This is a genomic window from Mesorhizobium humile (genome assembly GCF_033977215.1).
In the GTDB taxonomy this organism is placed as follows: domain Bacteria; phylum Pseudomonadota; class Alphaproteobacteria; order Rhizobiales; family Rhizobiaceae; genus Mesorhizobium; species Mesorhizobium humile.
On the sequence record NZ_JAVIIV010000001.1, the window covers coordinates 255,223 to 281,602 of the forward strand.

Annotated in this window: 27 protein-coding genes and 1 tRNA gene; 12 read left to right on the forward strand and 16 right to left on the reverse strand. The window is 64.0% G+C overall.

What is annotated here, in order from left to right:
• Positions 1 to 62: 62 nt before the first annotated feature.
• The 5 genes from RFM52_RS01245 to RFM52_RS01265 all read right to left on the reverse strand — a co-directional run bounded on the left by RFM52_RS01245 (position 63) and on the right by RFM52_RS01265 (position 4,152).
• Positions 63 to 1,331, reverse strand: coding sequence for a ParB/RepB/Spo0J family partition protein (locus tag RFM52_RS01245; protein WP_320294040.1), 1,269 nt, complete (start codon positions 1,329 to 1,331; stop codon positions 63 to 65).
• Between the two features lie 14 nt (positions 1,332 to 1,345).
• A complete protein-coding gene (locus RFM52_RS01250) occupies positions 1,346 to 1,810 on the reverse strand; it encodes a BglII/BstYI family type II restriction endonuclease (RefSeq protein ID WP_320294041.1) in 465 nt (154 codons plus the stop codon).
• The gene (locus RFM52_RS01255) at positions 1,807 to 2,568 is read right to left on the reverse strand and encodes a DNA-methyltransferase (RefSeq protein ID WP_320294042.1); all 762 of its coding nucleotides are present in this window, start codon (positions 2,566 to 2,568) and stop codon (positions 1,807 to 1,809) included. Before RFM52_RS01255 ends, RFM52_RS01250 begins: the two co-directional genes overlap by 4 nt.
• Before the next feature lie 370 nt (positions 2,569 to 2,938).
• Positions 2,939 to 3,015 (reverse strand) — tRNA-Arg (locus tag RFM52_RS01260).
• Positions 3,016 to 3,222: 207 nt separating this feature from the next.
• Positions 3,223 to 4,152, reverse strand: a complete 930-nt coding sequence (locus RFM52_RS01265) for a DUF1003 domain-containing protein (protein ID WP_320294043.1) — start codon at positions 4,150 to 4,152, stop codon at positions 3,223 to 3,225.
• A gap of 457 nt (positions 4,153 to 4,609) precedes the next feature.
• On the opposite strand from RFM52_RS01265, the gene RFM52_RS01270 reads away from it, so the two are divergent.
• Positions 4,610 to 5,059: a universal stress protein gene (locus RFM52_RS01270; RefSeq protein ID WP_320294044.1), complete on the forward strand. Its 450-nt coding sequence runs from the start codon at positions 4,610 to 4,612 to the stop codon at positions 5,057 to 5,059.
• Positions 5,060 to 5,302: 243 nt separating this feature from the next.
• On the opposite strand, the gene RFM52_RS01275 is transcribed toward RFM52_RS01270, so the two are convergent.
• From RFM52_RS01275 to RFM52_RS01300, 6 genes are all read right to left on the reverse strand, one after another.
• Complete coding sequence (locus RFM52_RS01275; RefSeq protein WP_320294045.1) at positions 5,303 to 6,364, reverse strand: D-alanyl-D-alanine carboxypeptidase family protein; 1,062 nt, start codon at positions 6,362 to 6,364, stop codon at positions 5,303 to 5,305.
• 174 nt (positions 6,365 to 6,538) lie between these two features.
• On the reverse strand, positions 6,539 to 8,707 hold the full coding sequence (locus RFM52_RS01280; protein WP_320294046.1) for a malate synthase G: 2,169 nt from the start codon (positions 8,705 to 8,707) through the stop codon (positions 6,539 to 6,541).
• 250 nt (positions 8,708 to 8,957) lie between these two features.
• The gene (locus RFM52_RS01285) at positions 8,958 to 10,979 is read right to left on the reverse strand and encodes a hydantoinase/oxoprolinase family protein (RefSeq protein ID WP_320294047.1); all 2,022 of its coding nucleotides are present in this window, start codon (positions 10,977 to 10,979) and stop codon (positions 8,958 to 8,960) included.
• Positions 10,980 to 11,307: 328 nt separating this feature from the next.
• Entirely contained in the window at positions 11,308 to 11,610 is a 303-nt protein-coding gene (locus RFM52_RS01290) for a cupredoxin domain-containing protein (protein WP_320294048.1), read from the reverse strand.
• A gap of 58 nt (positions 11,611 to 11,668) precedes the next feature.
• Entirely contained in the window at positions 11,669 to 12,295 is a 627-nt protein-coding gene (locus RFM52_RS01295) for a CDGSH iron-sulfur domain-containing protein (RefSeq protein ID WP_320294049.1), read from the reverse strand.
• A 117-nt stretch (positions 12,296 to 12,412) separates the two neighbouring features.
• Positions 12,413 to 12,784, reverse strand: coding sequence for a hypothetical protein (locus RFM52_RS01300; protein ID WP_320294050.1), 372 nt, complete (start codon positions 12,782 to 12,784; stop codon positions 12,413 to 12,415).
• Between the two features lie 252 nt (positions 12,785 to 13,036).
• On the opposite strand from RFM52_RS01300, the gene RFM52_RS01305 reads away from it, so the two are divergent.
• The 4 genes from RFM52_RS01305 (at position 13,037) to RFM52_RS01320 (ending at position 17,543) form a co-directional block, all read left to right on the forward strand.
• On the forward strand, positions 13,037 to 14,950 hold the full coding sequence (locus RFM52_RS01305; protein WP_320294051.1) for a methyl-accepting chemotaxis protein: 1,914 nt from the start codon (positions 13,037 to 13,039) through the stop codon (positions 14,948 to 14,950).
• A 174-nt stretch (positions 14,951 to 15,124) separates the two neighbouring features.
• Entirely contained in the window at positions 15,125 to 16,231 is a 1,107-nt protein-coding gene (locus tag RFM52_RS01310) for a hypothetical protein (protein WP_320294052.1), read from the forward strand.
• Between the two features lie 203 nt (positions 16,232 to 16,434).
• Positions 16,435 to 17,046, forward strand: a complete 612-nt coding sequence (locus RFM52_RS01315) for a nucleoside triphosphate hydrolase (RefSeq protein ID WP_320294053.1) — start codon at positions 16,435 to 16,437, stop codon at positions 17,044 to 17,046.
• Between the two features lie 170 nt (positions 17,047 to 17,216).
• A complete protein-coding gene (locus RFM52_RS01320; protein WP_320294054.1) occupies positions 17,217 to 17,543 on the forward strand; it encodes a hypothetical protein in 327 nt (108 codons plus the stop codon).
• Positions 17,544 to 17,952: 409 nt separating this feature from the next.
• Here the strand turns inward: RFM52_RS01320 and RFM52_RS01325 are convergent, their stop codons facing one another.
• The 3 genes from RFM52_RS01325 to RFM52_RS01335 all read right to left on the reverse strand — a co-directional run bounded on the left by RFM52_RS01325 (position 17,953) and on the right by RFM52_RS01335 (position 20,259).
• Complete coding sequence (locus RFM52_RS01325; protein WP_320294055.1) at positions 17,953 to 18,657, reverse strand: glutathione S-transferase family protein; 705 nt, start codon at positions 18,655 to 18,657, stop codon at positions 17,953 to 17,955.
• A 134-nt stretch (positions 18,658 to 18,791) separates the two neighbouring features.
• Positions 18,792 to 20,000, reverse strand: coding sequence for a beta-ketoacyl-[acyl-carrier-protein] synthase family protein (locus tag RFM52_RS01330; RefSeq protein ID WP_320294056.1), 1,209 nt, complete (start codon positions 19,998 to 20,000; stop codon positions 18,792 to 18,794).
• A 4-nt stretch (positions 20,001 to 20,004) separates the two neighbouring features.
• Positions 20,005 to 20,259 carry an acyl carrier protein gene (locus RFM52_RS01335; RefSeq protein ID WP_126063251.1) on the reverse strand — a complete coding sequence of 85 codons (255 nt, stop codon included), beginning with the start codon at positions 20,257 to 20,259 and terminating at the stop codon, positions 20,005 to 20,007.
• A gap of 202 nt (positions 20,260 to 20,461) precedes the next feature.
• Between RFM52_RS01335 and RFM52_RS01340 the strand changes: the two genes are divergently transcribed.
• From RFM52_RS01340 to RFM52_RS01360, 5 genes are read left to right on the forward strand one after another with little or no spacing between them, the layout of a single operon-like run.
• Positions 20,462 to 21,349 (forward strand): urease accessory protein UreD, encoded by an 888-nt coding sequence (locus tag RFM52_RS01340; protein ID WP_320294057.1) that lies wholly within the window; start codon positions 20,462 to 20,464, stop codon positions 21,347 to 21,349.
• A 21-nt stretch (positions 21,350 to 21,370) separates the two neighbouring features.
• Complete coding sequence (locus tag RFM52_RS01345; RefSeq protein WP_041003069.1) at positions 21,371 to 21,673, forward strand: urease subunit gamma; 303 nt, start codon at positions 21,371 to 21,373, stop codon at positions 21,671 to 21,673.
• A 12-nt stretch (positions 21,674 to 21,685) separates the two neighbouring features.
• Positions 21,686 to 21,940 (forward strand): DUF1272 domain-containing protein, encoded by a 255-nt coding sequence (locus RFM52_RS01350; protein ID WP_320294058.1) that lies wholly within the window; start codon positions 21,686 to 21,688, stop codon positions 21,938 to 21,940.
• 25 nt (positions 21,941 to 21,965) lie between these two features.
• Complete coding sequence (locus RFM52_RS01355; RefSeq protein WP_320294059.1) at positions 21,966 to 22,559, forward strand: HupE/UreJ family protein; 594 nt, start codon at positions 21,966 to 21,968, stop codon at positions 22,557 to 22,559.
• Between the two features lie 7 nt (positions 22,560 to 22,566).
• On the forward strand, positions 22,567 to 22,872 hold the full coding sequence (locus RFM52_RS01360; protein WP_320294060.1) for an urease subunit beta: 306 nt from the start codon (positions 22,567 to 22,569) through the stop codon (positions 22,870 to 22,872).
• A 35-nt stretch (positions 22,873 to 22,907) separates the two neighbouring features.
• Here RFM52_RS01360 and RFM52_RS01365 read toward each other — a convergent pair whose 3' ends face one another.
• Both RFM52_RS01365 and RFM52_RS01370 read right to left on the reverse strand, forming a co-directional pair.
• A complete protein-coding gene (locus tag RFM52_RS01365) occupies positions 22,908 to 23,387 on the reverse strand; it encodes a hypothetical protein (protein ID WP_320294451.1) in 480 nt (159 codons plus the stop codon).
• 147 nt (positions 23,388 to 23,534) lie between these two features.
• The gene (locus RFM52_RS01370; protein WP_320294061.1) at positions 23,535 to 23,912 is read right to left on the reverse strand and encodes a hypothetical protein; all 378 of its coding nucleotides are present in this window, start codon (positions 23,910 to 23,912) and stop codon (positions 23,535 to 23,537) included.
• 182 nt (positions 23,913 to 24,094) lie between these two features.
• On the opposite strand from RFM52_RS01370, the gene ureC reads away from it, so the two are divergent.
• Both ureC and RFM52_RS01380 read left to right on the forward strand, forming a co-directional pair.
• Positions 24,095 to 25,807: an urease subunit alpha gene (ureC, locus tag RFM52_RS01375; protein ID WP_430699224.1), complete on the forward strand. Its 1,713-nt coding sequence runs from the start codon at positions 24,095 to 24,097 to the stop codon at positions 25,805 to 25,807.
• A gap of 62 nt (positions 25,808 to 25,869) precedes the next feature.
• Positions 25,870 to 26,355, forward strand: coding sequence for a DUF29 domain-containing protein (locus RFM52_RS01380; protein WP_320294062.1), 486 nt, complete (start codon positions 25,870 to 25,872; stop codon positions 26,353 to 26,355).
• Positions 26,356 to 26,380: the final 25 nt, after the last annotated feature.

The following is a 26,380-nucleotide window of genomic DNA, read 5'->3' on the forward strand; positions in this document are numbered from 1 at the left end:
GTACCCGTGACGCCGTTTTTGTTGTACGATATGTTTATGCTGTCAGTCACAAAGCCCAATCTTTACGCGCCGTTTGGTTTCTTCGCCGAGTCGTTTATCTTGTCTTTTAACTTTGTAACCAGCGCCGAGATCGACTCTAGTTGCTTGAGCATTCCAGGGCGCGTGTTTGGGGCCGCGGTAGACACATCAACCGAGGCAAGCTTCGAGTGAGCTTGGGTTATCGCCTTTAATGCAGCTTTAGTAGAATTCTTACCTGCCTGTGCATCAATCGCTGCCTGGCACGCTTCGACGAGCGTATCGACAGCCTCATCTTTCGTAGCGTCAGCTTGGAGTCGGTCTATTAGCGCGGTATAATTGACCTCATTCTCTTCACCGAAATCAATCGCAAATCCGCCGCCGTTTCCTTCTTCGAAGCCCGCCGTAATCGGAACGTCAAGCTCTTCAGACAGCCTTTCCAATACATCTGCCGCAAGCTTGCCAATTGCGGGATTAAACGCATATATCCGCCCAGGGAGCTTATCGCGGTTCTCGAAAAGCGACCATGCAATCGCACGACTTCCTTGTTGAAGCGCCTGGTCTTTTCCCGCAACGAGCTTCGGCAGATCTTTGAACAGTTGCCCCGCGTCGTCTCGAACGCGACTATACTCTCCTGGAGCTGCCGCCCAATCGCGCAGATAGATGTCCGCTTCGGCGAGGGCCTGAAGGGCGTTCTTGATGTCGTTTTCACCCCGATTAAGTCGATCTGCAACGTCTTTTGTAGAACGTCCCATGTGGATCAGGCGGTTAATCAATTGGGCGTCGCCAATCCAATCATAATCCAGCTTTGTCTCTGGCTTCGCTTGGAGGTTCGCTTCAATGTCGACAATCTCGTCGGCTGTCGCATCCGCCGGAAGAACCATGCAATCGACGTATTCCGTCCCGAGCTCGCGAAGCGCCGCCAGGCGACGGTTTCCGTTGATAACGACGCCGGTGCTGGAAATCAGGATAGGTTCTCGCTGACCATCCTTCTCTAATACATCGATGATCGGCCCTTTGGCCGAGAGCCTCTTGAGAATTTCGTGCTGTTGCTGCTGCACAGTCTGAAGCTCCTGCCCCTTCAGAAAGTAGTCAGCGTCAAGTTTTTCCTTCGCGATATGCTCTTGCTGATCAGTGTATGTGCGAAAATTCTCCATCCGATAAACGGGGAGATTAATGTCAACACGAATGACTTTAAGTTTTGTTTTCTGGCTTCGAAAATCGTAAAAATCCTCTTCACCCTGCGGGGATGCAAGGTGCTTTTTGATCATCGCTTCGCGGTCAGCGCGGGGTAGTATCTTAACCGAATACGTCATGCTCCCAGTACCCTCTAATCAAACGCTACGACTAGCACCGGGACCGTAACGACCTTTTCGAACAATTGGAGTTCTCGGATTACGCGTTCGGCATTGGCGATGTTATCGCCCATCATCTTGGCGGCTTTCACTGTGGGAAGAGCAATCGCAGCTGCGTTAATTTTTCCGCTTGTGCAAAGATATTGCATTTTCAACAGGTCGTATGGCGCTCGACTCATATTCCCCGTTTGAAGTTGAAACGCCACATCGTCTTTCATCGCAGTAACACGGAGGTTTGCCTCTTGGTCGAGGCGAGCTTCCATGGCCCAACCCTCGTTGAGAAACTCAGTAGTAACGTGTTCTTTGATTAGACCGGTGGTACCCCGCTTGACCGGAACGCCCGGTGCCTCGAAAACGTCGGTTAGCCACTCGTAGAGGTCACGGCGTTCCCACTCGTGACCCGCGCTGTGATGCTCTGTATAAGTGAAAGCGAGCTTCATTCAATCTCTTTGGTGTTCGGATCATAAACAGGTTTGTTCATTGGTCTGGTGCGCAACTCGCCGGCGCGAAGTTGATGCACTCTCTCCCAGGCAATATCAATATAGGACTTGTCGAGATCGCAGCCATAAGCATTTCGATGGTGCTTTAGCGCTGCGATCGCGGACGATCCGACGCCAATATACGGATCCAGAACGCTATCACCAAGATTGGTTAAAGACAGCACCAACCGCTCAACAAGCCCAACCGGAAATTGGCACGGATGATCCGCCTTTTCGACGTGGTTCGATTTGACGTTAGGAATGTCCCACACGTCGCTGGGATTCTTCCCTAATGGATTGCTAGAAAGCTTCCCTTTATTTGGTCCTTTAAAATGCTTTTTTTCCGGATACTTCGACGGGATACGTACCGGGTCGAGGTTAAATGTGTATTCATCGGACTTTGTGAACCACAAAATTGTTTCGTGACGCCCGGAAAATCTCTTTTGACAATGAAGTCCGTGGCCAAAAGTCCAAACAATCCGATTTCTGAGCTGTAGCCTATGGTTTTTGAACAGCGTATAAAGAACAATATCGAGAGGAAATATCTCTCCGTTTTGAACGTGATTACCGACCTGCCAGCAGATAGAGCCTTTTGGGTGTAATACTCTAACAGCCTCGGCAATGCACGCTGCCTGCTCTTCGATATATTTCTCTTGAGATATTTTCTCCTCGTACTCTTTTCCAATATTATAGGGTGGTGAAGTGACTATCAAATGCATGGACTCGTCTTCGAGCTTTCGCATGAATTTCAGATTGTCTTGGCATTTTATCTCGGCGTGCGCGTCGCGTTGTAAGCGTGCGACAAGGCTGGTGTCCGGCACGCCCTTGGGGGTGCTCTCTTTTGCGCTCGTCCTCAAAATGGTGCCTCACAGGTTCACGAATTGTTCCGGTGCCATAATGCATGATTTTGCACCGTTCCGGAAGCGAAAATAGTTCTATATTCAGTACTTTTGACGCGGACTGGCACAACATATGCCCATAGGTCCGAGGTATCTTCGAAGGAGGCAATTTGAATTTCAACGCCGGTCAAGGCGGTTGTAACGTGGACATTGACTAGCTAGGTGGCGCGATCTGAGCACAGAAATATTTTGGCGCACCCGACAAGATTCGAACTTGTGACCTCTGCCTTCGGAGGGCAGCGCTCTATCCAGCTGAGCTACGGGTGCTTCCCGGAAACCGGAAAACGAACCAGCCGGTGAGCCGGCCAGCCACGGCTTCTTAGCGGAAGCCGCTTCGGGCTTCAACGGGCAATTGGGTGGCGGCGACCCTGATGGGTCGATTGTCTTGCCGATAGGCTATCGGATAGGGCGCTCCCCTCTCCGTCTCGGCTTCGCCGAGCCACCTCTCCCCACTTTGTGGGGCGAGGAACAGCCTCACCCCTCCGCCCCGCTCTTCGCCGCCTTGCGCCTCACGGCCCGCCTTGCGGTGTGCTTCTGCTTCTTCGCGGTCAGCTCGTTCATCGCGTCGAGCTGCATCTGCTGCATCTCGGCCAGCCGCGTCCACTGGCGCGAGATCAGGTAGTCGAGCTTTTCGTGCAGGTGCCGCACTTCGAGCTCGGCCTTGAGGTTGACGCGGTATTCGTTGAAGGAGCGCAGGCGGTCTTTCACCTCCTGGCGCTTCTGGCTCATCATGATCACCGGCGCCTGGATGGCGGCGATGCAGGAGAGCATCAGGTTGAGCAGGATGAACGGGTAGGGGTCGAACGCCTTGGATGCGCCCTGGACGAGGTTGAGGCCGATCCATACCAGGAGAATGGCGGCGAAGGAGATCAGGAACCACCAGCTGCCGCCGAACTCGGCCATGGTGTCGGAAACGCGATCGGGGAAGGAGCGGTGCTCCTCATATTCCTCTTCCGAGTTTTCCGAGATCGTGTCCTGCTTCGCGATCGATTCCACCACCTGACGGTCGAGCTCGGAGAATTCGCCGTGCTCCTGCTGCAGCAGTTCCTCCATGTAGCGCATGCGGTAGCGGCCGAGCTCCTCGCGGCTGACGCGGGCGCCGCGCGGCAGGTCGGGATGGTCGGCGCGGATGCGGTCGGCGAGGCTGGGCCGCAGGTCGTCGATGCGCACCAGGTCGCGCTTGCGGAACTTGCGGCCGCTGATCGCCGAGGGCTTCTTCTTCGGCTTGACCCTGGTCGTGCCCGGAACATGCGGCTCGGAATCCGGCACTTCCGGCGCTTCGAGGATTTCGTCGGCGGCGGCTTGCGCATCCTCCGGCACGGTTTCCGCCTCGAGATATTCGCCGGCGATGTCGTTCTCATTGTCGGCCTGGACTTGCGCGGATGTCTTCGGGTCGCCTGCCATGGTCGGTGCTCCTGTTCGCGGGCTTTGCGAGGTACGATACGCCAAGCCGGCGCGGCATATCCATGCTGAGTGTGAATCTCGTGTGACAGAACAAGTTCTTGTGATGGGGGCGGGGCGGACTGAGGCAACGCACAGGTCGGCGCAGCCCCCTCATCCGGCCGCTACGCGGCCACCTTCTCCCCGGTGGGGACCGGTGGGGAGAAGAGACTGGCGCCGGCGCCGACAATCTCCTCTCCCCTGGGGGAGAGGTCAGCCGAGCGAAGCGGAGGCTGGGTGAGGGGGAGCGCCGTTGGCGATTTCTCGCCCCCTGGCGCAATCGTCGCCGTCGCCTGGCCTTGATCCACATCAAACTGGCCCCTGTGGGAGGCCTGGTAGGCTGACTATATCGAAGCCAGGCCTGAGCGTTCAGGCTCCCGCCACCTGGGGCGCGTCGCCCCGCAAATGAGGGATCGCCACCATGTACAAGAAAATCCTGATCGCCACCGACGGCTCGGAATTGGCCCAGAAGGGCGTCGCCCATGGTCTCGAACTGGCCAAGGGCCTCGGCGCCGCCGTGGCCTTCGTCACCGTCTCGGAGCCGTTCCCGGCGCTCGCCTGGGGCGGCGCCATGGCCGGCTATGTCGCCGCCGACGAACTGGTCAATTACGAGGAAAGCGCGCGCAAATACGCCCGCGAGGTGCTCGACAAATGCAAGGCCGAGGCCGCTGCGAAGGGCGTCGAGGCGAAGACCCTGCATATCGAGAACCGTACGCCCGCCGAGGCGATCCTCGAGGTCGCCGGTGCGGAAGGCAGCGACCTCATCGTCATGGCCTCGCACGGCCGCCGCGGCATCGGCCGCCTGGTGCTGGGCAGCCAGACCGCCGAAGTGGTGTCGCTGACGCAGATCCCGGTGCTGGTGGTCAGATAAGCAACGGCGGGGAACCCTCAGAACGAGATAGGCAGCGTTCCTTCGCCCCTCTCTGTCCTGCCGGACATCTCCCCCTCAAGGGGGGAGATCAGCCGTCACGGCTGCCTTCGCCAATCGCAGCCGTTGCAGGGCGAGCGCCGTCGCCGAAGCTGCCAATCTCCCCCCTTGCGGGGGAGATGTCCGGCAGGACAGAGGGGGGCGCTGTCCCGCCGACGTCTCAGACTTCCCCCTCGCTCCGCCGCCCTACTGCGCCGGTGGCAGCAGTGGCGCGCCGGGCGATGCCAGGTCCGGCGACGGAAAATCGGATGCCGGCTGGCTGGGCTGCGGCGACGCGGACGCCACGGAACCGGGCGGAGGCAACCCTGGCAAAGCCGAATCCGCCTGCGGCAAGCCGGGAAGCGGCGCGGCAGAGGGCTGTTGCCCGGAATACATCAGCCTGGGCTGGCTTGCATCGGCGGTCGTCGGCCCCAGGCTCCTCTGGATCAGCGCCTCGACATGGTCGTTGCGCTGGCGCGCCGAGTCGGCGCCCATCACCACCACGATCAGGTGCCGCCCGTCGGCATTGTAGGAGGTGACGATGTTGTAGCCGGAGGCGCGTATATAGCCGGTCTTGATGCCGTCGACGCCGCGCACGCGCCCCAGCATGTCGTTATGGCCGCGCACCAGCCGGCCGCGGAACATGAAGTCGCTTTCGGAGAAATAGTGGAAATGCTGCGGGAAGCGCTTTTCCAGCGCCATGCCCAGCACCGCCATGTCGTGCGCCGTCGTCACCTGGCCGTCGTCGGGCAGGCCGCAGGCGTTGCGGAAACTGGTACCGCTCATGCCGAGCGAGCGCGCCTTGGCGGTCATCATGGCGGCGAACTGGTCCTCCGAGCCGCCGCCCAGATATTCGCCCACGGCCACCGCCACGTCGTTCGCCGACTTCACCACCATGGCGCGGATGGCGGAATCGACGTCGATCGTCTCGCCGCGCCTGAAACGCAGTTTCGTCGGCGGCTGTGAGGCGGCGTGGTCGGAAACCGGGATCCGCGTTTCCTTGCTGACACGGCCGCTCTCCATCACCTCGAACAGCATGTAGAGCGTCATCATCTTGGTCAGCGACGCCGGATAGCGCTGCGATCTCGAATTGACCTCGAACAAGGTCTTGCCCGACGAGGCGTCGACCACGATCGCGGCATATTTCTGCGGCTGCGCCGGCACGGCGAGCACGCTTTCCGGCGGCGCGGCCGTCGTGCAGCCGGCGACCAGCGCGAGCAATGCCAATATGGCGATGAGTTTCTGGAGGAAAGGGAAGGGACGGGGCAAGAACGTTTCTAAAGCTGTTGCTGAGACGCGGCGAAGCTAACGTAACCCATGTGCCGCGTCCAACTGGTTAACGGGGGGCAAGAAGGCATTTGCCCAGCTTTCGGAGGTTCGCGCCGCTGGCAACGCTGTCAATCTCCGCTCCTTGCGGGCCCTCAAGGGATGGCCGACGCCGCGCTACCGCTCTCGCTCCTTCAGCTCCAGCCGCCGCGCGTGCAGCACCGGCTCCGTATAGCCGTTGGGCTGCACCGTGCCCTTGAACACCAGGTCGCAGGCGGCCTGGAAGGCGATGGAATTGTCGAAGTCAGGGGCCATCGGCCGGTAGAGCGGGTCGCCGACATTCTGGCGGTCGACGATGGCGGCCATGCGCTGCAGCGAGTCACGCACCTGGATCTCCGAGCACACTTTGTGGAGCAGCCAGTTGGCGATGTGCTGGGAGGAGATGCGCAGCGTGGCGCGGTCCTCCATCAGGCCGACGTCGTTGATGTCAGGCACTTTCGAGCAGCCGACGCCCTGGTCGATCCAGCGCACGACGTAACCCAGAATGCCCTGCGCATTGTTGTCGAGCTCGCGCTGGATCTCATCCGGCGTCCAGTTCGGCCGCACCGCGACCGGCACCGAGAGAATATCGTCGAGCTTCGCCTTCGGCCGGCTCTTCAGCGCCGCCTGCACGGCGTGCACATCGACCTTGTGATAGTGCGTGGCGTGCAGCGTCGCGGCTGTCGGCGACGGCACCCAGGCGGTGTTGGCGCCGGCCTTGGGGTGCGCGATCTTCTGCTCCAGCATCGCCGCCATCAGGTCGGGCATCGCCCACATGCCCTTGCCGATCTGGGCGTGGCCGGCCAGCCCGCATTCGAGGCCCGTATCGACATTCCAGGCCTCATAGGCGGAGATCCAGGCGGCCTGCTTCATGTCGCCCTTGCGGATCATCGGGCCGGCTTCCATCGAGGTGTGGATCTCGTCGCCGGTGCGGTCGAGGAAGCCGGTGTTGATGAACACCACGCGCTCCTTCGCGGCGCGGATCGCTTCCTTGAGGTTGACGGTGGTGCGCCGCTCCTCGTCCATGATGCCCATCTTGATGGTGTTTTTCGCCATGCCGAGCAGCGCCTCGACGCGGTCGAAAATCTCGACGGCGAAGGCGACCTCTTCCGGCCCGTGCATCTTCGGCTTCACCACATACATCGAGCCGGCGCGGGAATTCGCGCGCCGGCCGTTCTCCCCGACATCCTGCAGCGCGATCAGCGCGGTGAGCGCGGCATCCATGATGCCTTCCGGCACCTCGTTGCCGTCGCGGTCGGTGATCGCCGGATTGGTCATCAGGTGGCCGACATTGCGCACCAGCATCAGCGAGCGTCCGGGCAAAAGCAGCTGGCCGCCATTCGGCGCCGTGTAGCGGCGGTCCGGATTGAGGGTGCGGGTAAAGCTCTTGCCGCCCTTGGTGATCTCTTCCGCGAGGTCGCCCTTCATCAGGCCAAGCCAGTTGCGGTAGACGACGACCTTGTCCTCGGCATCGACGGCGGCGACCGAATCCTCGCAGTCCTGGATGGTGGTGAGAGCCGATTCCAGGATGACGTCGGCGATGCCCGCGGCATCGGTCCTGCCGATCTGGTTGGCGCGGTCGATGACGATCTCGATATGCAGCCCGTTCTTGACCAGGAGCACGGCTTCGGGATTGGCGGCATCGCCGCGATAGCCGGCGAACTGTTTCGGGTCGGCGAGCGTCGTGGCGCCGGCGCCCTCGCCCAGCTTCAACGCGCCGTTCTCGACCGTCAGCCCATTGACGCCGGCCCATCTGCCCGTGGTCAGCGGCACCGACTGGTCGAGGAAATCCCTGGCCCAGGCGATCACCTTGGCGCCGCGCGCGGGGTTGAACCCCTTGCCCTTCTCGGCGCCGCCGGTCTCGGGAATGGCGTCGGTGCCGTAGAGCGCGTCGTAGAGTGAGCCCCAGCGCGCATTGGCGGCGTTGAGCGCATAGCGCGCATTCATCACCGGCACGACGAGCTGCGGCCCGGCGACGACGGCGATCTCGGGGTCGACATGATCCGTGCTGACACTGAAGGCCGGGCCATCCGGCACCAGATAGCCGATCTCCTTCAGGAAATTCTTGTAGACTTCCATGTCGATCGGCGCGCCGTTTTCGCGATACCAGCCGTCGAGCTTTTCCTGCATGGCGTCGCGCTTGGCCAGCAGCGCGCGGTTCTTCGGCGCGAGGTCGTGGACGATCTCTGAAAATCCGGTCCAGAATTGTTCGGCGTCGATGCCGGTGCCGACTGCGGCCTCTTCGGCCACGAAGTCATGGAGCTCCCGGGCAATCTGCAACCCGGCGATCTCGATGCGGTCGATCATCTGCACGTCTCCAGATAGGTAGCTTGCCGGGCCTTTGGCATGTTTGGGGTTGCGGGGTCAATTCGGCTTAGGGTGTAGGGAGCGCTGCCTTCTCCTTCTCCCCTTGTGGGAGAAGGTGTCGCCGAAGGCGACGGATGAGGGGTGCTCCAGGGAAAACCAGCGTCTCACTCCGCTGGAACACCCCTCATCCGTCTCGGCGCTGCGCGCCGATCCACCTTCTCCCACAAGGGGAGAAGGAAAAAGGGCGCCCTCACACCGCGATCCGCGGCCGTCCCGACGCCACGGCCACCACATGCGCCTCGATGAACATGCGCTGGCCCTCGATGGTCGAGACCTTGAACTCGGTGGCGACGTCGATCTCGGCGCTGTCGGTGCCGGCGTCTTTCGCGCGCTCGGCGGCGATCGCGCGTACATCGGCCTTGGCCGCCGCTATCGCCTTGTCCTCGTCGATGAAGTCGCGCACCGTCTGGCCGGAGGCAAGGCGGAACAGGCCTTCCTTGGGCTGGCTGACGCGGGCTTCGGCCGAGACGCGAACCTGGCCGACCACGGCGCCGAGCGCGTTGGCGACGTCGGTGTCTTCCGGCACGATGCAACCATTGCCGACGAGCGGCGGCAGGCCTGCATAATGCAGCGGCGCCGACGCCCCGAGGCCGATGACCGGGCGGTCGAGCGCGACGGTGAAGCGGGCGATGCCCGGATGGGCGTCGACCGCGCGCTGCACCAGCGCGTGCGCGACGGTGGCGGCGCCGTCCAGCCCGTCCTCGGCGAAGGCAGTTTCGAGGATGTATTCGGCCGACCAGCGGGTCAGCGTGACGAGCACGCGCTCGGCCAATGCTTCCGGCGTCGCCGCAATCGCCTGGCCGCGGCCGTCGCGGCGGCGCGCGAAGAGCTCGGCGCCGAGGCGCGCGGTGGCGGCGTCCCAATTGGCCTGTTTTCCCAGCACATGCGCGGCATCCGACGGAGTGAAGCCGCTGATGTGCACGAGACCACGCGCCACCAGCCGGTTCAGCGTGGCGTTCTGTGCGTTGGAGGCGAGCAGCCTATCGAGCGCCAGCGGGGTGGCGCCGATCGTCTCGTAGAGTTTTGCTTCCGGCGCGGTGAGGCCGGCGGCGAGCCGGTCCGGCACGCCGGTGCGGACGGCAAAGCGCCCGTCCATGCGACCGGGGTTCGGCGCGCGCAGCTGGCGCTCCAGTTCCGACGTCACCGCCTCGCCATGCACCATGCCGGAAAGCGCCAGCGGCACCAGGCGGCGCGGTCCAAGCAGGATTTTCGGGTCGAGCGCGCCGTCTTCCAGCGCCACTTCCGAGTCGCCGCCGAGGCCGAAGGTGCGCATGGCGACCGCTTCGACCATGGTGCGGAAACCGCCGACCGTGGCGCCTTCCGGGTCGAGGCGCGGCCGGCCGCCATCGAGCACGGCGACGTCGGTGGTGGTGCCGCCGATATCCGAGACCATGGCGTCGTCCAGCCCGGTCATGTGGCGGGCGCCGACAAGGCTGGCGGCGGGGCCGGAGAGGATCGTCTCGATCGGCCGCTGGCGGGCGAAGGCCGCCGACACCAGCGCGCCGTCGCCGCGCACCACCATCAGCGGTGCCGCGATGCCGCGTTTGGCGAGGAAACCTTCGGTCGCCGCGACCAGCCGGTCGATCATCGAGATCAGGCGGGCGTTGAGTAGGGTGGTGAGCGCGCGGCGCGGGCCGCCGAGCTTGGCCGACAGCTCATGGCTGGCGGTGACCGGCAGGCCGGTCTTCTCGCGGACGAGATCGCGGGCCGCAAGCTCATGCGCCGGGTTGCGTGTGGCGAAATAGGCGCAGACGGCGAAGCCCGACACCGAGCCGCCGAGTTCGGGGAGCGCCGCCTCGAGGCCTGAAAGGTCGAGTTTTGCGGCATTGCCATGCACGTCATGGCCGCCGGGGCAGAACACCACGGGATCGGTGCCCAGCGCGGTCTTGAGCCCATCACGGGCAAGGTCGGCCTCGGAAAAGCCGATCATGACCAGCGCCACGCGCCCACCCTGGCCCTCGACCAGCGCGTTGGTGGCTAAAGTCGTCGACATCGAGACCAGCTTGATGGCGGCCGGGTCGGTGCCGGATTGCTGAAGCACCGCGTCCACCGCTCCGGAAATGCCGACGGCGAGATCGTGGCGCGTGGTGAGCGACTTCGCCTTGGCCAGAACTTTTCCCTTGGGCCCACCTTCCTCGGACCACAGCACGGCGTCGGTGTAGGTGCCGCCGGTGTCGATGCCGAGGAAGAGAGGGTGAGGTTTGGCGGTCATTTGGGGCGGCAGTCCGGGCAAGAGGTTTGATGTCTGCCCCTTAGCCGATACGCGCTGGCGGATAAAGGAGGGAGGGATGGGCCAAGGATGCGGCGTTGGGCGCTAAGAAATGTCGGCGCGAGGCCCCCCTCTCTGTCCTGCCGGACATCTCCCCCTCAAGGGGGGAGATTGGCAGCTTCAGCGCCGGCGCTCCCCTTGCAACGTTGGGGAATTGCGAAAGCCGGCGTGACATCTGATCTCCCCCTTGGGGGGAGATGGCCGGCAGGACAGAGAGGGGGCTGTCCTGCCGACGTCTCAAGGCTTGGGTTGCGGGCGCCCTCAGCGCCGCCTACTTCGCCGTGACGGTGCCCTTCATCGAGCTGTGGATGGCGCAGTGGAATGGGTGCGCGCCGGCGGCTGTTATCTTGACCTTGGCGCTCTTGCCCGTGGCGAGTTGGCCGGTGTCGAAGGAACCATCGAGCGCGGTGGCGGTGTGCGTCATCGGATCGGCATTGGTGAAGGTGATGGTGTCGCCAACGGCAACGCTGACCTTCGACGGGTTGAATTTCATGCCCTTGATCTGGACCGCGTGATTGGCGGCATAGGCGGGCATGGCCAAGGCAAGCAAAGCAAGGACGAGCATGGTGCGCATGATGGATATCCTCCCGAGCGCGAAACCTCATCCTTAACTAACGCCGGCGCGGCGCTTGTCATCCCACGAACCCCACCTTTTTATGGCTCCCATCGCAAAACGGCTTGTTGGCCGAATGCCCGCAGCGGCAGAGGAAGACCTTGGTGGTGCGGGCGATGGTGTGGCCGGTGCCGGTGACGATCTCGGCATTGCCTTCGACCTTGAGCGGGCCGTTGACGGTGGGCGTGACCTTCAGCGGGCCATCCCGTGCTTCCAGCACCTGCGCTTCCTTCAGCGGCGGCTCGCCGGTGGCGGTGAAGCCGCCCTTGATGTGGCTGTTGTCGCAGAACGGCTTGTTCTGCGACAGGCCGCAGCGGCAGAGCGTGGCGCGCAAGAGGGTTTCGTCGCCCAGCACGATCTCGGCATGCACCGCCAGCGGGCCGTTCTCCCTCAACCGCACGGTGTTGACCACCGGCGGCTTCTCCTGCGGGCCGCCGTCCTTACGGTTGTAGGTGATGGCGCCGGACGGGCAATTCTGCGCCAGCGCCACGACCTGCTCGACGCTGGCCGCCTCCGGGTGGATCCACTCGCCCGGAGCGTTGGGCACGAAGACATGCGGGTTGCCGAGCACGCAATTGCGCGAATGGATGCAGCGCTTGCCGCTGAAAGAAACGTCGATCTTCTCGCCTTCGACCGTGCCTGCCATGGGGCTCTCCTCTGGTGGGTTGAGGCAAGGCTAGGGCGGCGGTGCGAAGGGCGTCAAGCTGGGAGGATGGGCAGCCTTTCCCTTCTTCCACAAGGGGAGAAGGGGAAACGCCTCCCGCTACTGCTCCAGGTCGATCTCCTCGGTCTGGCCACCACTGCAGGTGTAGCAGCAGTCTTCGCAGGTTTCCTTGTTGTTCGGACCGACGCCCCAATAGGTGCTCTCGTCGCCGTCGACCCAGGCGCCGTAGCAGATCTTCTCGCCCTCGTTGCAGGAGATCGGCAATTGCTTGGTCTCTCCGTCGTCGAGGTAGAAATCCTTGCCCTCGCCCGGCCAGACATAGTCGCGGTCCTGGCTGTAGAGCTCGACGCGCATGGCGTTGGGATGGTTGTTCTTGATCTGGAACGTGACGTCGCCGGCATGAGCGGCGGGTGCGAACGGCACGGCAAGCAAAAGCGCGACGGCAGCGCGGCGCGCGAAAGAGATGGACATGAAGACCCCCGAGGTAGAATCGGCCTCCACAGCCGATGCGCGATGATGGCATGGCGCCAGCCAATGCCAAGGGGTGGGGATGAAAATAGCTGAGTGAATTTGGTTGGCGAGGCGGAGGCGCCGGCTGATCTCCCCTTGTAGGCCCCTTGGGGGAGATCGGATGCTGGTTAGGCTTTCGCCAATAGCCAGCCCCCGCTTTGCCATCCCCGCCCCCTTGCCGCTATGATGGCGCATCGATTTGGGGGGATCGGCATGTCGGAAATCGCCACGGGTACGACTTCGCTGCTCAGGGCCTCGCTCAGCCGCACCGGCAAATGGGCGGCGAGCTTTGCCTTCATCAGCGGCGCGGTCGGCGACGTGCTCAACCCGCTCGGACCCTTCGCCGCCTATATCGCGCTCGGCGCCGCGGTCGCGGCTTTGATCATCGCCATCGCCATGGTGCTGCGCCTGGTGCTGGCGGCAAAAGCCATGCCGGCGCTGATCTTCGCCACTAGCGCCGCGGCGATCGCCGGCGGCATCTACGGTATCCAGCAGGAAACCAATTCGCAGAACGGCGTGATCGCCAATCTCGTGCCGGCGGTCGCCGAGCTGCAGCAGTCGCTGGGCATCGTCTCCGAAAAAGTGGCGAAGATCGAAAAGACCGTCACCGAAACGCAAAAGACCGTCGAGGACGTCAAGAAATCCACCGACGCGGTGGCAAAGACGACCGAAGAGATCGCGCAGACGCAGACCAGGCAGACCGCCCAGGCCGCCGAGACGCAGAAGACCGTGGAGGCGGTGAAGCAGGCGACCGATACGGTCGCGCAGAAATCCGAGCAGATCGCCTCCGCCCAGCAGCAGCAGGCTGAGCAAGGCGCTCAGACACAGAAAACCGTCGAGGCGGTCAAGCAAACCACCGACACACTCGCCGCGGGCCAGCAACAGCAGCAGGCACAGGCCGAAAAGCTGCAGGCGACGACCGAGCAGATCGCCGCTTCGATCGACACGATCGCCAAGGGCTTTGCGCAGCTTTCGGCCCAGGGAGGCGCGATCGCCGATCCGAAGCGTCCGGACGAGTTCTACCACAATGCCCGCGTCTATGAGCTGGCCGGCGACATGCTCAACGCCCGCCGTTCCTACCTCGCCTTTGCCGGCTTCGATGTCGACGCCATCGATCCCTATACGCGCTTCGCCACGCTGCTCAGGGTCCAGGACGGCAAGGCCGGCGCCCGCGAAGTGTTCGGCTCACTGGCCGAAAAGGCCAAGGCGCCGTCGATCAAGCTCGTCCACCTCCTGCAGTTCGACGATGCCCAGCGGCTCGACAAGCTCAACGCTTTCATCGCGGTCAATCCGGATTACGCGCCGGCTTACTTTCTGCTGGCGCAGGAGTTCTCCGAGGACCGCCTGGGCAGCCAGACGCTCGCCGACAAGCGCAGCGAGGCGCAGGCGTTGACCAAATTCGCCTCCTACGAGAAGGACGGCGGCCTGCTCAAATATTTTGTCGACCAGACGCAATTGGCCGACTGGCTCGACCGCAGCCGCAGCCGGCTGACCGCGCTTGGCGACGTGCTCGACCCATCGCGCTTCGTGCCGACGCTGACGCCTATGCGCTCCAATGCCGGCTGGTCGATGACCATCTCGCTGCCCGAGCCCGCGACGGCGATCTCCTGGCGCCTCGGCGATTCCGGCCCGTTCACCGACACCGGGGCTATGGCGATGAACGACCAGCGCACCGGCAAGCCGATGCCCAATCCGAGCTTCGAATTGCCCGACAGCACCGCCGCGTCCACCATCGCGATCAAATATCTCGACATCCGGGGCCGCGAGACCGGTCCCTTCGCCATCCGCTTCGACCCCGATGCCGCGCTGCAGCAGGAGAACAAGCAGATCCTCGACCAGTTCTGGACGTCATGGATCGCCTTCGACTCCGGCGGTAATCACGGCCTCGTCTATTTCACCCAGATGCTGTCCTACCGCTGCGCCATCAAGGAACTGCACTACAGCCTGAACGGCACGGGGCTCGATAAGGAGATCAAGATGCCGCCTTGCGACGCCAAGGACCCTTACGCCATTCCCTCCGACTACCAGCCCTATTTCAAGGTCAAGGACGACGTGAAGTCGATGGCGGTGCAGGTGACCTATACCGACGGCACGAAATCGCCGGTCAGGGAGTATAAGAGGCAGTAGTATGCCTCTTTCTCCCCGTTTACGGGGAGAAATGCCCGGCAGGGCACTAAGGGCAAGCGTCTGCGACCACAAGTGGCGGCTCCGGCCGCGTCTGATGCAAAATGCCGATTGCCCCGCTTGCGCGCCCTCAATCGGACAGGCTTTGCTACCCTCAAAGATTCGCGGGAGGCATTCATGGATACGGTCACGATCGGCGCAAAAGGCATCTCGGTCTCGCTCGATCTCGCGGTCGGCCATATCGCCGCGATGGATATCGAGGCCGACGGTCGCGTTCTAAAACCCCTGCATCGCGCCCCCTGGGTCGGATCGCCGCGCGAAAGCCTGCCGGAAAACCTGCCCGAAGGCACGGTCCGCCTGTCCGGCGATTTCCTCTGCGCGCCGTTCTCCACTAGCGATGTCGAGGCGGCACCCCTGCATGGGTGGTCGGCCAACAGTGCGTGGGACGTCGTCGAGAACGGCGCCATCGCGGGCGGCTGGCGCGCCGTCTTCCGGCTGCGCCGCAAGGTCATAGGCGCCACCATCGACAAGGTCTTCACGCTGCGCGACGGCCACCCCTTCCTCTACCAGGAACACATCTTTTCCGGCGGCTCCGGCGCGATCTCCGTCGCCCATCATCCGATGACGGTGATGAAGGGCGGCGGCCGGCTAGCCTTCTCGCCCAAGCGCATGGCGGTCACGCCCCCGACGCCGCCGGAGCCGGATCCGGCGCGCGGCCGGTCCATGCTGGCCTATCCGGCCCGCGCCGGCGATCTCGCGCGGTTCCCGCTGGCCGCCGGTGGCACCACCGACCTCACCGATTACCGCATGGAAGACCGGCGCGAGGACTTCATCACCCTGGTCGAGGCGGATCACGGCGGCCCGGGCTGGACGGCGATCGCCCGCCGCGCCGAGCAGGACCTTGTGCTGGTGCTGAAGAACCCGGCCGAACTGCCGGTGACCATGCTGTGGTTCTCGAATGGCGGTCGCGACTACGCGCCCTGGAGCGGCCGCCATATCGGCGTGCTCGGCGTCGAGGACGGCCGCACGGCCGTCGGCCACGCCGCCTCGCTCGGCGACAACTGGCTGAAGCATGAAGGCGTGGCGACGGCCTTCGCGCTCGCCGAGGGGCGGTCGGTCTCGTTCCGCCACGTCATCGGTGGGGTTCCGTTCGACGAGGCCGAGCCGCCGGGCGGCCTGGAATCGGCGCCTGATCGCCTGCGCGTCCTCGCCGCCGGCGGCGCGGCGCGGGAGCTGCCCTTCGACGGTGGCTTCCTGCGCATCGGGCGTTCTGTTCCGGCGTAGGGCCCGTTAGTTCGTCATTCCAGGGCGGAGCAAGGAGCGAAGCGCTTCGCTCCTTGCTCCGCCCGTGGATGACGATGGGATGGGCGTCTCGGCTAATCTCGAAGGCGGGAAAGCGGTCGATACTTCGGCATCAAGAAACCAGGTTTGAAATTTCCATCCATACCCGCCAAGATGCCAGCCGAACCGCAGCCGGAAAGCCGCCGATGTCCGAGATCGCCCATATCACCGCCGCCATCTTCAAGCGCGCCGGCAAGGCCAAGCGCTTCGTCGTCGCTATCGCCGGTCCGCCCGGCTCCGGCAAGTCGACACTGTCCGCTTCACTGCATGAGCTTTTGCCGGAGGGCTCATCCGAGGTCGTGCCGATGGACGGCTTCCATTATGACGACATCATCCTCGACCGTCGCGGCCTGCGCCCTCGCAAGGGCGCGCCGGAGACCTTCGATTTCGCCGGCTTCGAGACGCTGTTGAAGCGCATCCGCTCGGGCGAGCCCGACATCGCCATTCCGGTCTTCGATCGCAGCATCGAACTGTCGCGCGCGGCCGCCGAAATCGTCGGCGCCGACGCCAAGTTCATCCTGGTCGAGGGCAACTACCTGCTGCTCGACGAGGAGCCGTGGTCGCGGCTGGCGCCTCTGTTCGATTTCACCATCTTCGTCGACGTGCCGCGGGCTGAGCTCGAGCGCCGCCTGATGGAGCGCTGGCGCGAGCATGGCAAGTCCGACGAGGACGCCCGCGCCTGGATCGCCTCCAACGACATGCCCAATATCGAGCGGGTGCTGGCGCGGCGCCGGCAGGCCGACATGGTCATTGGTTAATGACTGGTCATTGGTTAACCTGCTCAATTTTCAATAGTTTCCGGCGGGAACTTTAAGGTTTTCACGCCGTTATGCCCCTATCCCGAATTGTCCGGCGCCGGAGCAATTCCAGGAAGGCGAGCAGCGCTTTTCGTCCGGAGTTGCGAAAAGAAAAGAGCAGGAGCCGTCAGATGGCAACCAACAGCAGAAAACCCGCGCCCAAGAAAGGCAAGGCCAACCAATCCAGGACGACGCAGGCCAAGGCTGGCGCCGGCCCCGCAATCGCGGAGCGATCAAAAGACGCCAAGCCGAGTTTCGGCAAGGCGACGCCCAAGAGAGTGACGCCCGGCGCGGTCCACAAGGTCGTGGCCAAGGCCGCGAAGCACCCCAAGCCGGCGGCAAAGAAGTCAGGGCCGATCCGCACCGTGGCAGGCGTCGCCACAGGAGCGGTCGTTGCTACCGCACGGCTCGCGGCGTCCGTGTTCGGCCGCGGTGGCGCCAAGGCCAAGGCGAAATAGCCCTTTTACGCGATTCCGGACGGCGAAGTCGCCGAGCCGGACCTTCGCGATTGGCCGCCACGACAGCTCGGTCGTAATTCTAGGCGGAGCAAGGAGCGAAGCGACGCGCGCAGACTCTGGAATCCATGCCGTGACGCTAAAGCATTGCTCTGGTTGCAGAATTCTGCACCGTTGCCCTCTACGGCAGAGGTCACGGCATGGATACTCGGATCAAGCCCGAGTATGACGACGGGGGTTTCGGCTAGTCTTCAACGTGAGCGCTAGCCGCGCCCACCGCCACCTTCCAGCCAAAGCGCCTTTTTGCCGAGCGTCGAAACCAGTCCGGCATGGGCCGCGCGATCGACCTCGGTCAAGTGCGCCCGCAGGGCTTTTTTGTTCCCACCACCGCACGCCTTTACCGGAACCGCCTTCAGCCCTTCGCCGGGATGGTGAGGCCCCGCTTCACCGCCGGCCGCGCCAGGCCGCGCTCCAGCCACTCGGCAACGATCGGGAAATCGTCGAAGCCGACCAGTTCCCGCGCCTCGTAGAAGCCGATCAGGTTGCGCACCCAGCCCAGCATCGACACGTCCGCAATGGTGTAGTCGTCGTCCATGATCCACTTGCGGCCCTTGAGGCGCGTCTCCAGCACGCCGATCAGGCGCCGCGATTCGTCGCGGTAACGCTCCAGCGGCCGCTTGTCGGCAATCTCGCGCCCGGCGAATTTGTGGAAGAAGCCGACCTGTCCGAAGATCGGGCCGATCGCCGCCATCTGGAAGAACACCCACTGGATCGCCTCGTAGCGCCGCGCCGGATCGGCGGGAATGAGCTTGCCGGTCTTGTCGGCCAGATAGAGCAGGATGGCGCCGGATTCGAACAGTCCGATCGGCTTGCCGCCAGGGCCGTCCGGGTCGATGATCGCCGGTATCTTGCCGTTCGGGTTGAGCGACAGGAATTCCGGCGTCCAGCTCTCATTCTTGCCGATGTCGACGTAATGCGGCTCATAGGCAAGGCCGATCTCCTCCAGCGCGATCGAGACCTTCACGCCATTGGGCGTCGTGGCGGAATAGAGCTGCAGGCGGTCGGGGTGCTTGGCCGGCCAGCGCTTGGCGATCGGAAAGGCGGACAGGTCGGTCATCGGAAACTCCGGATGCGGATCGGCGCCGGGCGGCGCTCATGGCGGGTGAGCAAAGAGTTAGGGTCCCGCCCGGCCCGGATCAATACACCGGCAAGCGGCTTGCCATGCACGCACAGTCGACGGACCGGCTGCGATCAGACCGCCTTGAAGGCCAGCACCGCATTGGTTCCGCCGAAGGCGAAACTGTTGCTGAGCGCGGCGCGCACCTTGCGTTCGCGCGCCGTGTTCGGCGTCACGTCGAGGTCGCATTCCGGGTCCGGCTCGCGGTAATTGGCGGTCGGCGGCACGATGCCGTCGCGGATTGCCATCACGCAGGCGATCATCTCCAGCCCGCCGGAAGCGCCGAGGCAATGCGCATGCATCGACTTGGTCGACGACACCGAAAGCGAACGCGCATGCTCGCCGAAGACGCGCTTGATCGCCGCGGTCTCGATCTGGTCGTTGGCCTTGGTGCCGGTGCCGTGCGCGTTGAGATAGTCGACATCTTCCGGATTGAGCCCGGCATCCGCCAGGCAGAAACGCATGGCCGCCTCCGGTCCCTCGACGGTCGGCGCGACGATGTCGGAGGCGTCGGCCGAAAGCCCGACGCCGGCGATCTCGGCCAAAATGGTGGCGCCGCGCGCCATCGCGTGATCGTAGCTTTCAAGCACCGCCATGCCGGCGCCTTCGCCGAGCACCAGGCCCGCGCGATCGGCCGAGAACGGCCGGCACGTGTCGGGCGAAAGCACCCTGAGCGCCTCCCAGCCCTTGAGCACGCCCCACACCAATGGCGCTTCGGTGCCGCCGGCGACCATCACGTCGGCGCGGCCGAGCCTGATCTGGTCGACGGCCGAGGAAATCGCATGGTTGGCCGAAGAGCAGGCTGAAGTGGCGCCGAAGACGGGGCCGCGCAGCCCGAGCGCCATGCTGACCTGGCCGGCGGCCGCGCCCGGCATCACTTTCGGCACGGTGAAGATGGCGGCGCGGTTGCGCCCCTCGAGCAGGATGGCGCGGTAATTCTCTTCGATGGTCTCGAAGCCCGCGACGCCGATACCGACGATTGCGCCCATCCGGTAGGTGTTGTCGGCATGCGCCGTCAATCCGGACTGCCGCATGGCCTCGCGCGCGGCGATCACCGCCAGCAGGCTGAAGCGGTCCATCGACACGACCTGCTTGCGGTCGATGCCATGGTCAGGCAATTCCTTGATCTCGCAGCCGGTCTTGACCTTGAGGTCATGCAGCGACGGGTTGTCGATGGGGCCGATGGCCGAGCGGCCGGCGCGCATGGCGTCCCACATCGCCGGCACGCCATTGCCAAGCCCGCAAATCCCGCCAATGCCGGTGATGACGACGCGTTTCTGCATGAAGTCAGGCTTTTTTCGCGATCAGTTCGCGAACCGCCTCGACCATGTCGCCGACGTTCTTGAGATTGCTCCAGGCGTCGACCGTGTTCATCTCGATCTCGATGCCGTATTTTTCCTCGAGATCGAAGATGATCTCGGTCAGCTCCAACGAATGGATGCCGAGCGTGCCAAGATCGGTGCTGGTGGTGATTTCCTCGCCGCCGGTATCGGCGTGCGCTTTGATCTTTTCGATGATCTCGGTCGTCAGTTGGTCAGCCATTCGGTTCCTTCCCCTGTCGTTGCCCGACGCCAACTGATCAGCGCCCCTTTTTGATTCCCGGACCCAACAAACACCGTCGCCCTTACCTCGCCAGGTACCGCGCGACCGCTCCAAGGTGGCTTCCCTCTATAGAAACCGAAACGATGTCAAGCAACAAGCGATATCGACAAAGCCGCCGGAGTGCTTAACCTGGATCATGGACATGATCGACGACACCTTGACATCCCAACCTGCCTCGCCCTTGGCACCCCTTTCCTTGCTTGCCGCGCAACGTGTTGCCGGCTTGGGCAGGCTTTTCTGCGGCAAAAACGACGGTCGGACGCGCCTGCAGCGGCTTTACCAGGACGGATCGGCCAAGATTCGCCTGCCGGCGGTAGAAGGCGATCCGCTCGAGGCGGTGCTGATCAACACGGCTGGCGGGCTGACCGGCGGCGATCGTCTCGGCTGGACGGTCGAGGTCGGCGCCGACGCCTCCGCCGCCATCACCACCCAGGCCTGCGAGAAGGTCTATCGCGCCGCCGCCGACAGGGCCGAGACAAGCGTCCGCCTGCGGGTCGGTCCAGGTGGCCGCTTGGCCTGGCTACCGCAGGAAACCATCGTTTTCGACCGCGCCGCCTTCGCCCGTACGCTGGATGTCGAGCTTGGCGACGATGCCGAGGCATTGGTGCTGGAAGCCGCGCTGTTCGGCCGGCTGGCGATGGGCGAGCGGACGGTTCGAGGCCGTTTCCATGACCGCTGGCGGGTCCGCCAGGGCGGCGCGCTGATCCATGCCGAGGATTTCCGGATCGGCCCGGATATCGCGGCAACGCTCAAGCGGCCGGCGGCGACCGGCGGCGCGCTGGCCGTCGCCACGTTGCTGCTCGTTTCGCCGCGGGCTGAAAGCCTGCTGGAGCCGGCCCGCGCCATCATCGGCGATCCCGCCATCGGTGGCCCCGTTATCGGCGGCGCCAGTTTCTGGAGCGTCGGCCGATCTGGCAAGCTTCTTGCGAGGCTTTGTGCCGGCGACGGTTACCTGCTCCGCAAGCGGCTGGTTCCGCTCGTCGAACTGCTCAATGGGCGGGCGGGTCTGCCTAAATTGTGGTCACTCTGATTTGGAATACCGGGACATCGCATGAACCTGACGCCGCGTGAAAAAGATAAGCTGCTCATCGCCATGGCGGCGATGGTGGCGCGCAAGCGGCTGGAGCGCGGCGTCAAGCTCAACCACCCCGAAGCCATCGCGTTGATCACCGACTTCGTCGTCGAGGGCGCGCGCGACGGCCGCCCGGTCGCGGAACTGATGGAGGCGGGGGCCCATGTCGTGACCCGCGCCCAGGTCATGGACGGCATCGCCGAGATGATCCACGACGTCCAGGTCGAGGCGACGTTTCCCGACGGCACCAAGCTGGTGACCGTGCACGAACCGATCAGGTGAGGAGAACGACCCGTGCTGGAGCTCAGGCCGAATTGCGAATGCTGCGACAAGGATCTGCCGCCGCAGGCGGCGGATGCGCTGATCTGCACCTTCGAATGCACCTTCTGCGCCGACTGCGTCGACAATGTGCTGGGCGGCGTCTGCCCCAATTGCGGCGGCAATTTCGCGCCGCGGCCGATCCGGCCGGCGGCCAGGCTGACGAAGTATCCGCCATCGACCAGGCGCGTGCTCAAGGCCGAAGGCTGCGGTCCGCGCAAGGCCGCTTGAACAGGTCAATTGGAAGGGCAGAAAGATGATCCCCGCTTCGACGAAACGTACCACACTTGCCGCGATCCTTTTCCTGGCGGCCGCCATGCCGGCCTACGCCCATGTCGGCGCAGGCTCCACCTCGTCTTTTGCCGCCGGCTTCGCGCATCCGCTGTCCGGCCTCGACCACATGACGGTCATGATCGCCGTCGGCCTGTGGGCGGCGCTCAAGGGCGGCAAGGCGATCTGGGCCTGGCCGCTTGCCTTTGTCGGCGTGATGCTGCTCGGCGGTGGGCTCGGCATGCTGCATGTGCCGGTGCCCTTCGTCGAGCCGGGCATCCTCGCTTCCGTCGTGGCGCTCGGCCTGCTCGTGGCGCTGGCGATCGACCTGCCGGTCTCGGCCGGTGTCGCCGTCATCGGCCTGTTCGCGTTATTCCACGGTCACGCCCATGGCACGGAAGTGCCGGAAAACGCCGGCGGGCTGGACTATATGGCGGGCTTCGCGGTGGCCACGGCGCTGCTGCACGGCATCGGCATCGCGGCCGCTCTCGGCCTCGGCCTGCGCTTCCGCCGGCTGGTGCGCGCCGCAGGTGCGGCATGTGCTGCGGTCGGCGTCGGCCTCGCCTTCGGCGTGTTGTGAGGGCGCGATGATCCCCGGCGAAGTCATTGCGGCCAAAGGCGAGATCGAGCTCAACAAGGGGCTGCCGAAGGTGACGCTCAAGGTCGCCAACAGCGGCGACCGGCCGATCCAGGTCGGCAGCCACTATCATTTCTTCGAGACCAATGAGGGCCTGAAATTCGACCGCGAACGCGCGCGCGGCATGCGGCTCGACATCGCCGCCGGCACCGCCATGCGCTTCGAGCCGGGACAGGAGCGCGATGTCACGCTGGTGCCGCTGGGCGGCAAGCGCGAGGTCTATGGTTTCCAGCAGAAGGTGATGGGCAAGTTGTGACGGTGGCCGGCGCGCTCAAATCACTTCGGCGGCCATCACTTCGGGGGTTTGGCGGCGGCATAGATGACGATCCTGCCGGGATTGTCGAACTCCACCGCGAGCACGTCCTCGGCCTGCAGGCGCCGCGAATCGATCGCGTTGAAGAGCAGGGCATTCGCCTCGATCTCCTGGCGCAGTTCGGCCACATCGTCCTTATGCTGCTTGACCTTGTTCTCGATGGCCGGCGGCGGCCCGCCTTCGCTGCGCGCCGCATCGGTCAGGAACACGATGTCGACCGTGTCGAGCTTGGTGGTCTTGCGCACCGTGCCGATATTCTCGCGGGTGCGGTCGATAGCCGTTATGACCTTTCCGGCTTCCGTGCTGGAGAGCGTCTCTTCCTGACGGATGTGGGAATCGACGATCACCGCGGCAGGCTTGCCGCTGTCCAACGGCTGCGCCGCGGGTGCCGCGTGGGGCGCGGCCACCAAAAGCGCGGCGGCAGCCACGCAACTCCATTTTGCACGGCACTTCGCCATCGCTCGCTCCTGACTGAACTCGTGACGGGGCGAAAACAGCGAAACGGTCCTGCTTGGCCGCAGGTTCCCTTCAAAAGCGGGCAGGCGGCCCGCATTCCCTTCAAGATATGGTTGGCGGACCGCGATGCGGCCCGCCTGGGCGCGCAATCAGCTCGCCTTCTTGGTGATCAGCGTCAGCGCGCCGTTGGGCTGCATGCTGGCCGCGATCACCTGCGCGGAGGTCACGCCCTTGGCTTGAAGCGCGGATTTCACCTTGGGCGTCGAGTCGATCGACTTGCGCAAGGTCTGCAGGCCGGCATCGCCGCGCTGCGCCACGATCTGGTTGACCTGTGTCTGTGTGTCCTTGGGCAGTTCGGTGATGTCGACGACGTTGACGCTCTGGATCGCCGGCACCGCGGGCTGAGCTTTCGGTGCAGCCGGAGCGGTTGGCGCCGGGCTGGGCTGCGGCGTCGGCTGCTGCTGGGCATTCGCGGCGCCCGCCATCATCAGGGTGGCGGTCGCGGCGAGAACTATCGCTTTGCGCATGGATATTCCTTCCATCGGTTTTGGAGTGGTTTCGCCCGCCTCAAGCGCCCGAGAGGAACGTCCAAATGGGCGCTCAAGGTGTCGCCGAGCGGGTCATTGCGTGACCATTGGGTGGCGACAATGTGCAGCCCGCGCCCAAACAACGTTGGTTTTGGCAAGCTGAATTTCGGGAGCAATCGCTGATGGCCAGGATTAGCCGTGTCGCCTACGCGCAGATGTATGGACCGACGGTCGGCGACAAGGTGCGGCTTGCCGACACCGAGCTGTTTATCGAGGTCGAAAAAGACCTCACCGTTTATGGCGAGGAAGTGAAATTCGGCGGCGGCAAGGTCATCCGCGACGGCATGGGCCAAAGCCAGGTCACGCGGGCGGGCGGCGCGGTCGATACCGTCATCACCAATGCGCTGGTCGTCGACGCGCTCCTCGGCATCGTCAAGGCCGATATAGGCCTCAAGGACGGCCGCATCGCTGCGATCGGCAAGGCCGGCAATCCGGACACGCAGGCTGGCGTCACCATCATCATCGGCCCGGGCACGGAGATCATCGCCGGCGAAGGCAAGATACTGACCGCCGGCGGCTTCGACGCGCATATCCACTTCATCTGCCCGCAGCAGATCGAGGAAGCGCTGATGAGCGGCGTCACCACGATGCTGGGCGGCGGCACTGGCCCGGCGCATGGCACTTTAGCCACCACCTGCACGCCCGGCCCCTGGCACATGGCGCGCATGATCCAATCCTTCGATGCCTTCCCGATGAACATCGGCCTGTCCGGCAAGGGCAACGCGTCAAAGCCGGCGGCGCTGGAAGAGATGGTGCTGGCCGGCGCCTGCTCGCTGAAGCTGCATGAGGACTGGGGCACGACGCCGGCGGCGATCGACTGCTGCCTGTCGGTCGCCGACGCCTACGATGTGCAGGTGATGATCCACACCGACACGCTGAACGAATCGGGCTTCGTCGAGAACACGGTGGCGGCCATCAAGGGCCGCACCATCCACGCCTTCCACACCGAAGGCGCCGGCGGCGGCCATGCGCCCGACATCATCAAGGTCTGCGGCCTGCCCAACGTCATCCCGTCCTCGACCAATCCGACCAGGCCCTACACGGTCAACACGCTGGCCGAGCATCTCGACATGCTGATGGTCTGCCATCATCTGTCGCCGTCGATCCCGGAGGACATCGCCTTCGCCGAAAGCCGCATCCGCAAGGAGACGATCGCCGCCGAGGACATACTGCACGACATCGGCGCCTTCTCGATCATCTCCTCCGACAGCCAGGCCATGGGCCGTGTCGGCGAGGTGGCGATCCGCTGCTGGCAGACCGCCGACAAGATGAAACGCCAGCGCGGCGCGCTGCCCGGCGAGACCGGCGACAACGACAATTTCCGCGTCCGCCGCTACATCGCCAAATACACCATCAATCCGGCCATCGCGCATGGCCTATCGAAGGAGATCGGCTCGATCACGGTCGGCAAGCGCGCCGATCTGGTGCTGTGGAATCCGGCCTTCTTCGGCGTCAAGCCGGAGATGGTGCTGGTCGGCGGCTCGATCGCCGCGGCCCCGATGGGCGATCCCAACGCCTCGATCCCGACGCCGCAGCCGATGCACTACCGGCCGATGTTCGGCGCCTATGGCAAGGCGCTGACCAATTCATCGGTCACCTTCGTCTCGAAGGCCGCCCTCGACGCCGGACTGCAGGGCAGGCTGGGTGTCGACAAGGCGATGATCGCGGTCGAGAACACGCGCGGCGGCATCGGCAAGCGCTCCATGGTGCTCAACGACGCGACGCCGCATGTCGAAGTCGATCCGGAAACTTATGAGGTTCGCGCCGACGGCGAGCTGCTGACCTGCGAGCCGGCGACCGTGCTGCCTATGGCGCAGCGGTATTTCCTGTTTTGAATGTCCACCTGTCCTGTGCGGCATTTCTTTGCGATTTTCGCGAATTGGGGCATGATGCGCAGATGAACAGGATTGATCGTCTCAGGGCGTCGACGCCCTACGAAGCGGACTTCGTCCAGTGGTGTGCGGAGCAGGGCGCCCTGCTGCGCGAAGGACGTCTTTCCGAGCTTGACCGCGAGAATTTGGCCGAGGAGATCGAGAGCTTGGGGAGGAGGGACAGGCGCGAGATTCGCAGCCGTATGGAGGTATTGATTGCGCATCTCCTGAAATGGGAATTTCAGCCGGGGCACAGATGCCACAGCTGGCAGGCATCAATCTCCGAGCAACGCACCTGGATTGGCAATATCGTCAAGGACAGCCCAAGCCTTCGCCGATTTCCCGCTCAAGTTTTCGAAGAGGCGTACAAAGACGCTTTGCCCGTTGCAGTGCGAGAAACGGGATTAAGAAAGTCGCACTTCCCGATTGAACCTTCTTTCACGGCCAAGCAAGCGCTCGACGACCGATTTTGGCCCGGCGGACCGCTTTCGATGGATTTCCTGCGAGACTGACCTACCCGTGTCTCTCTTCCGCATT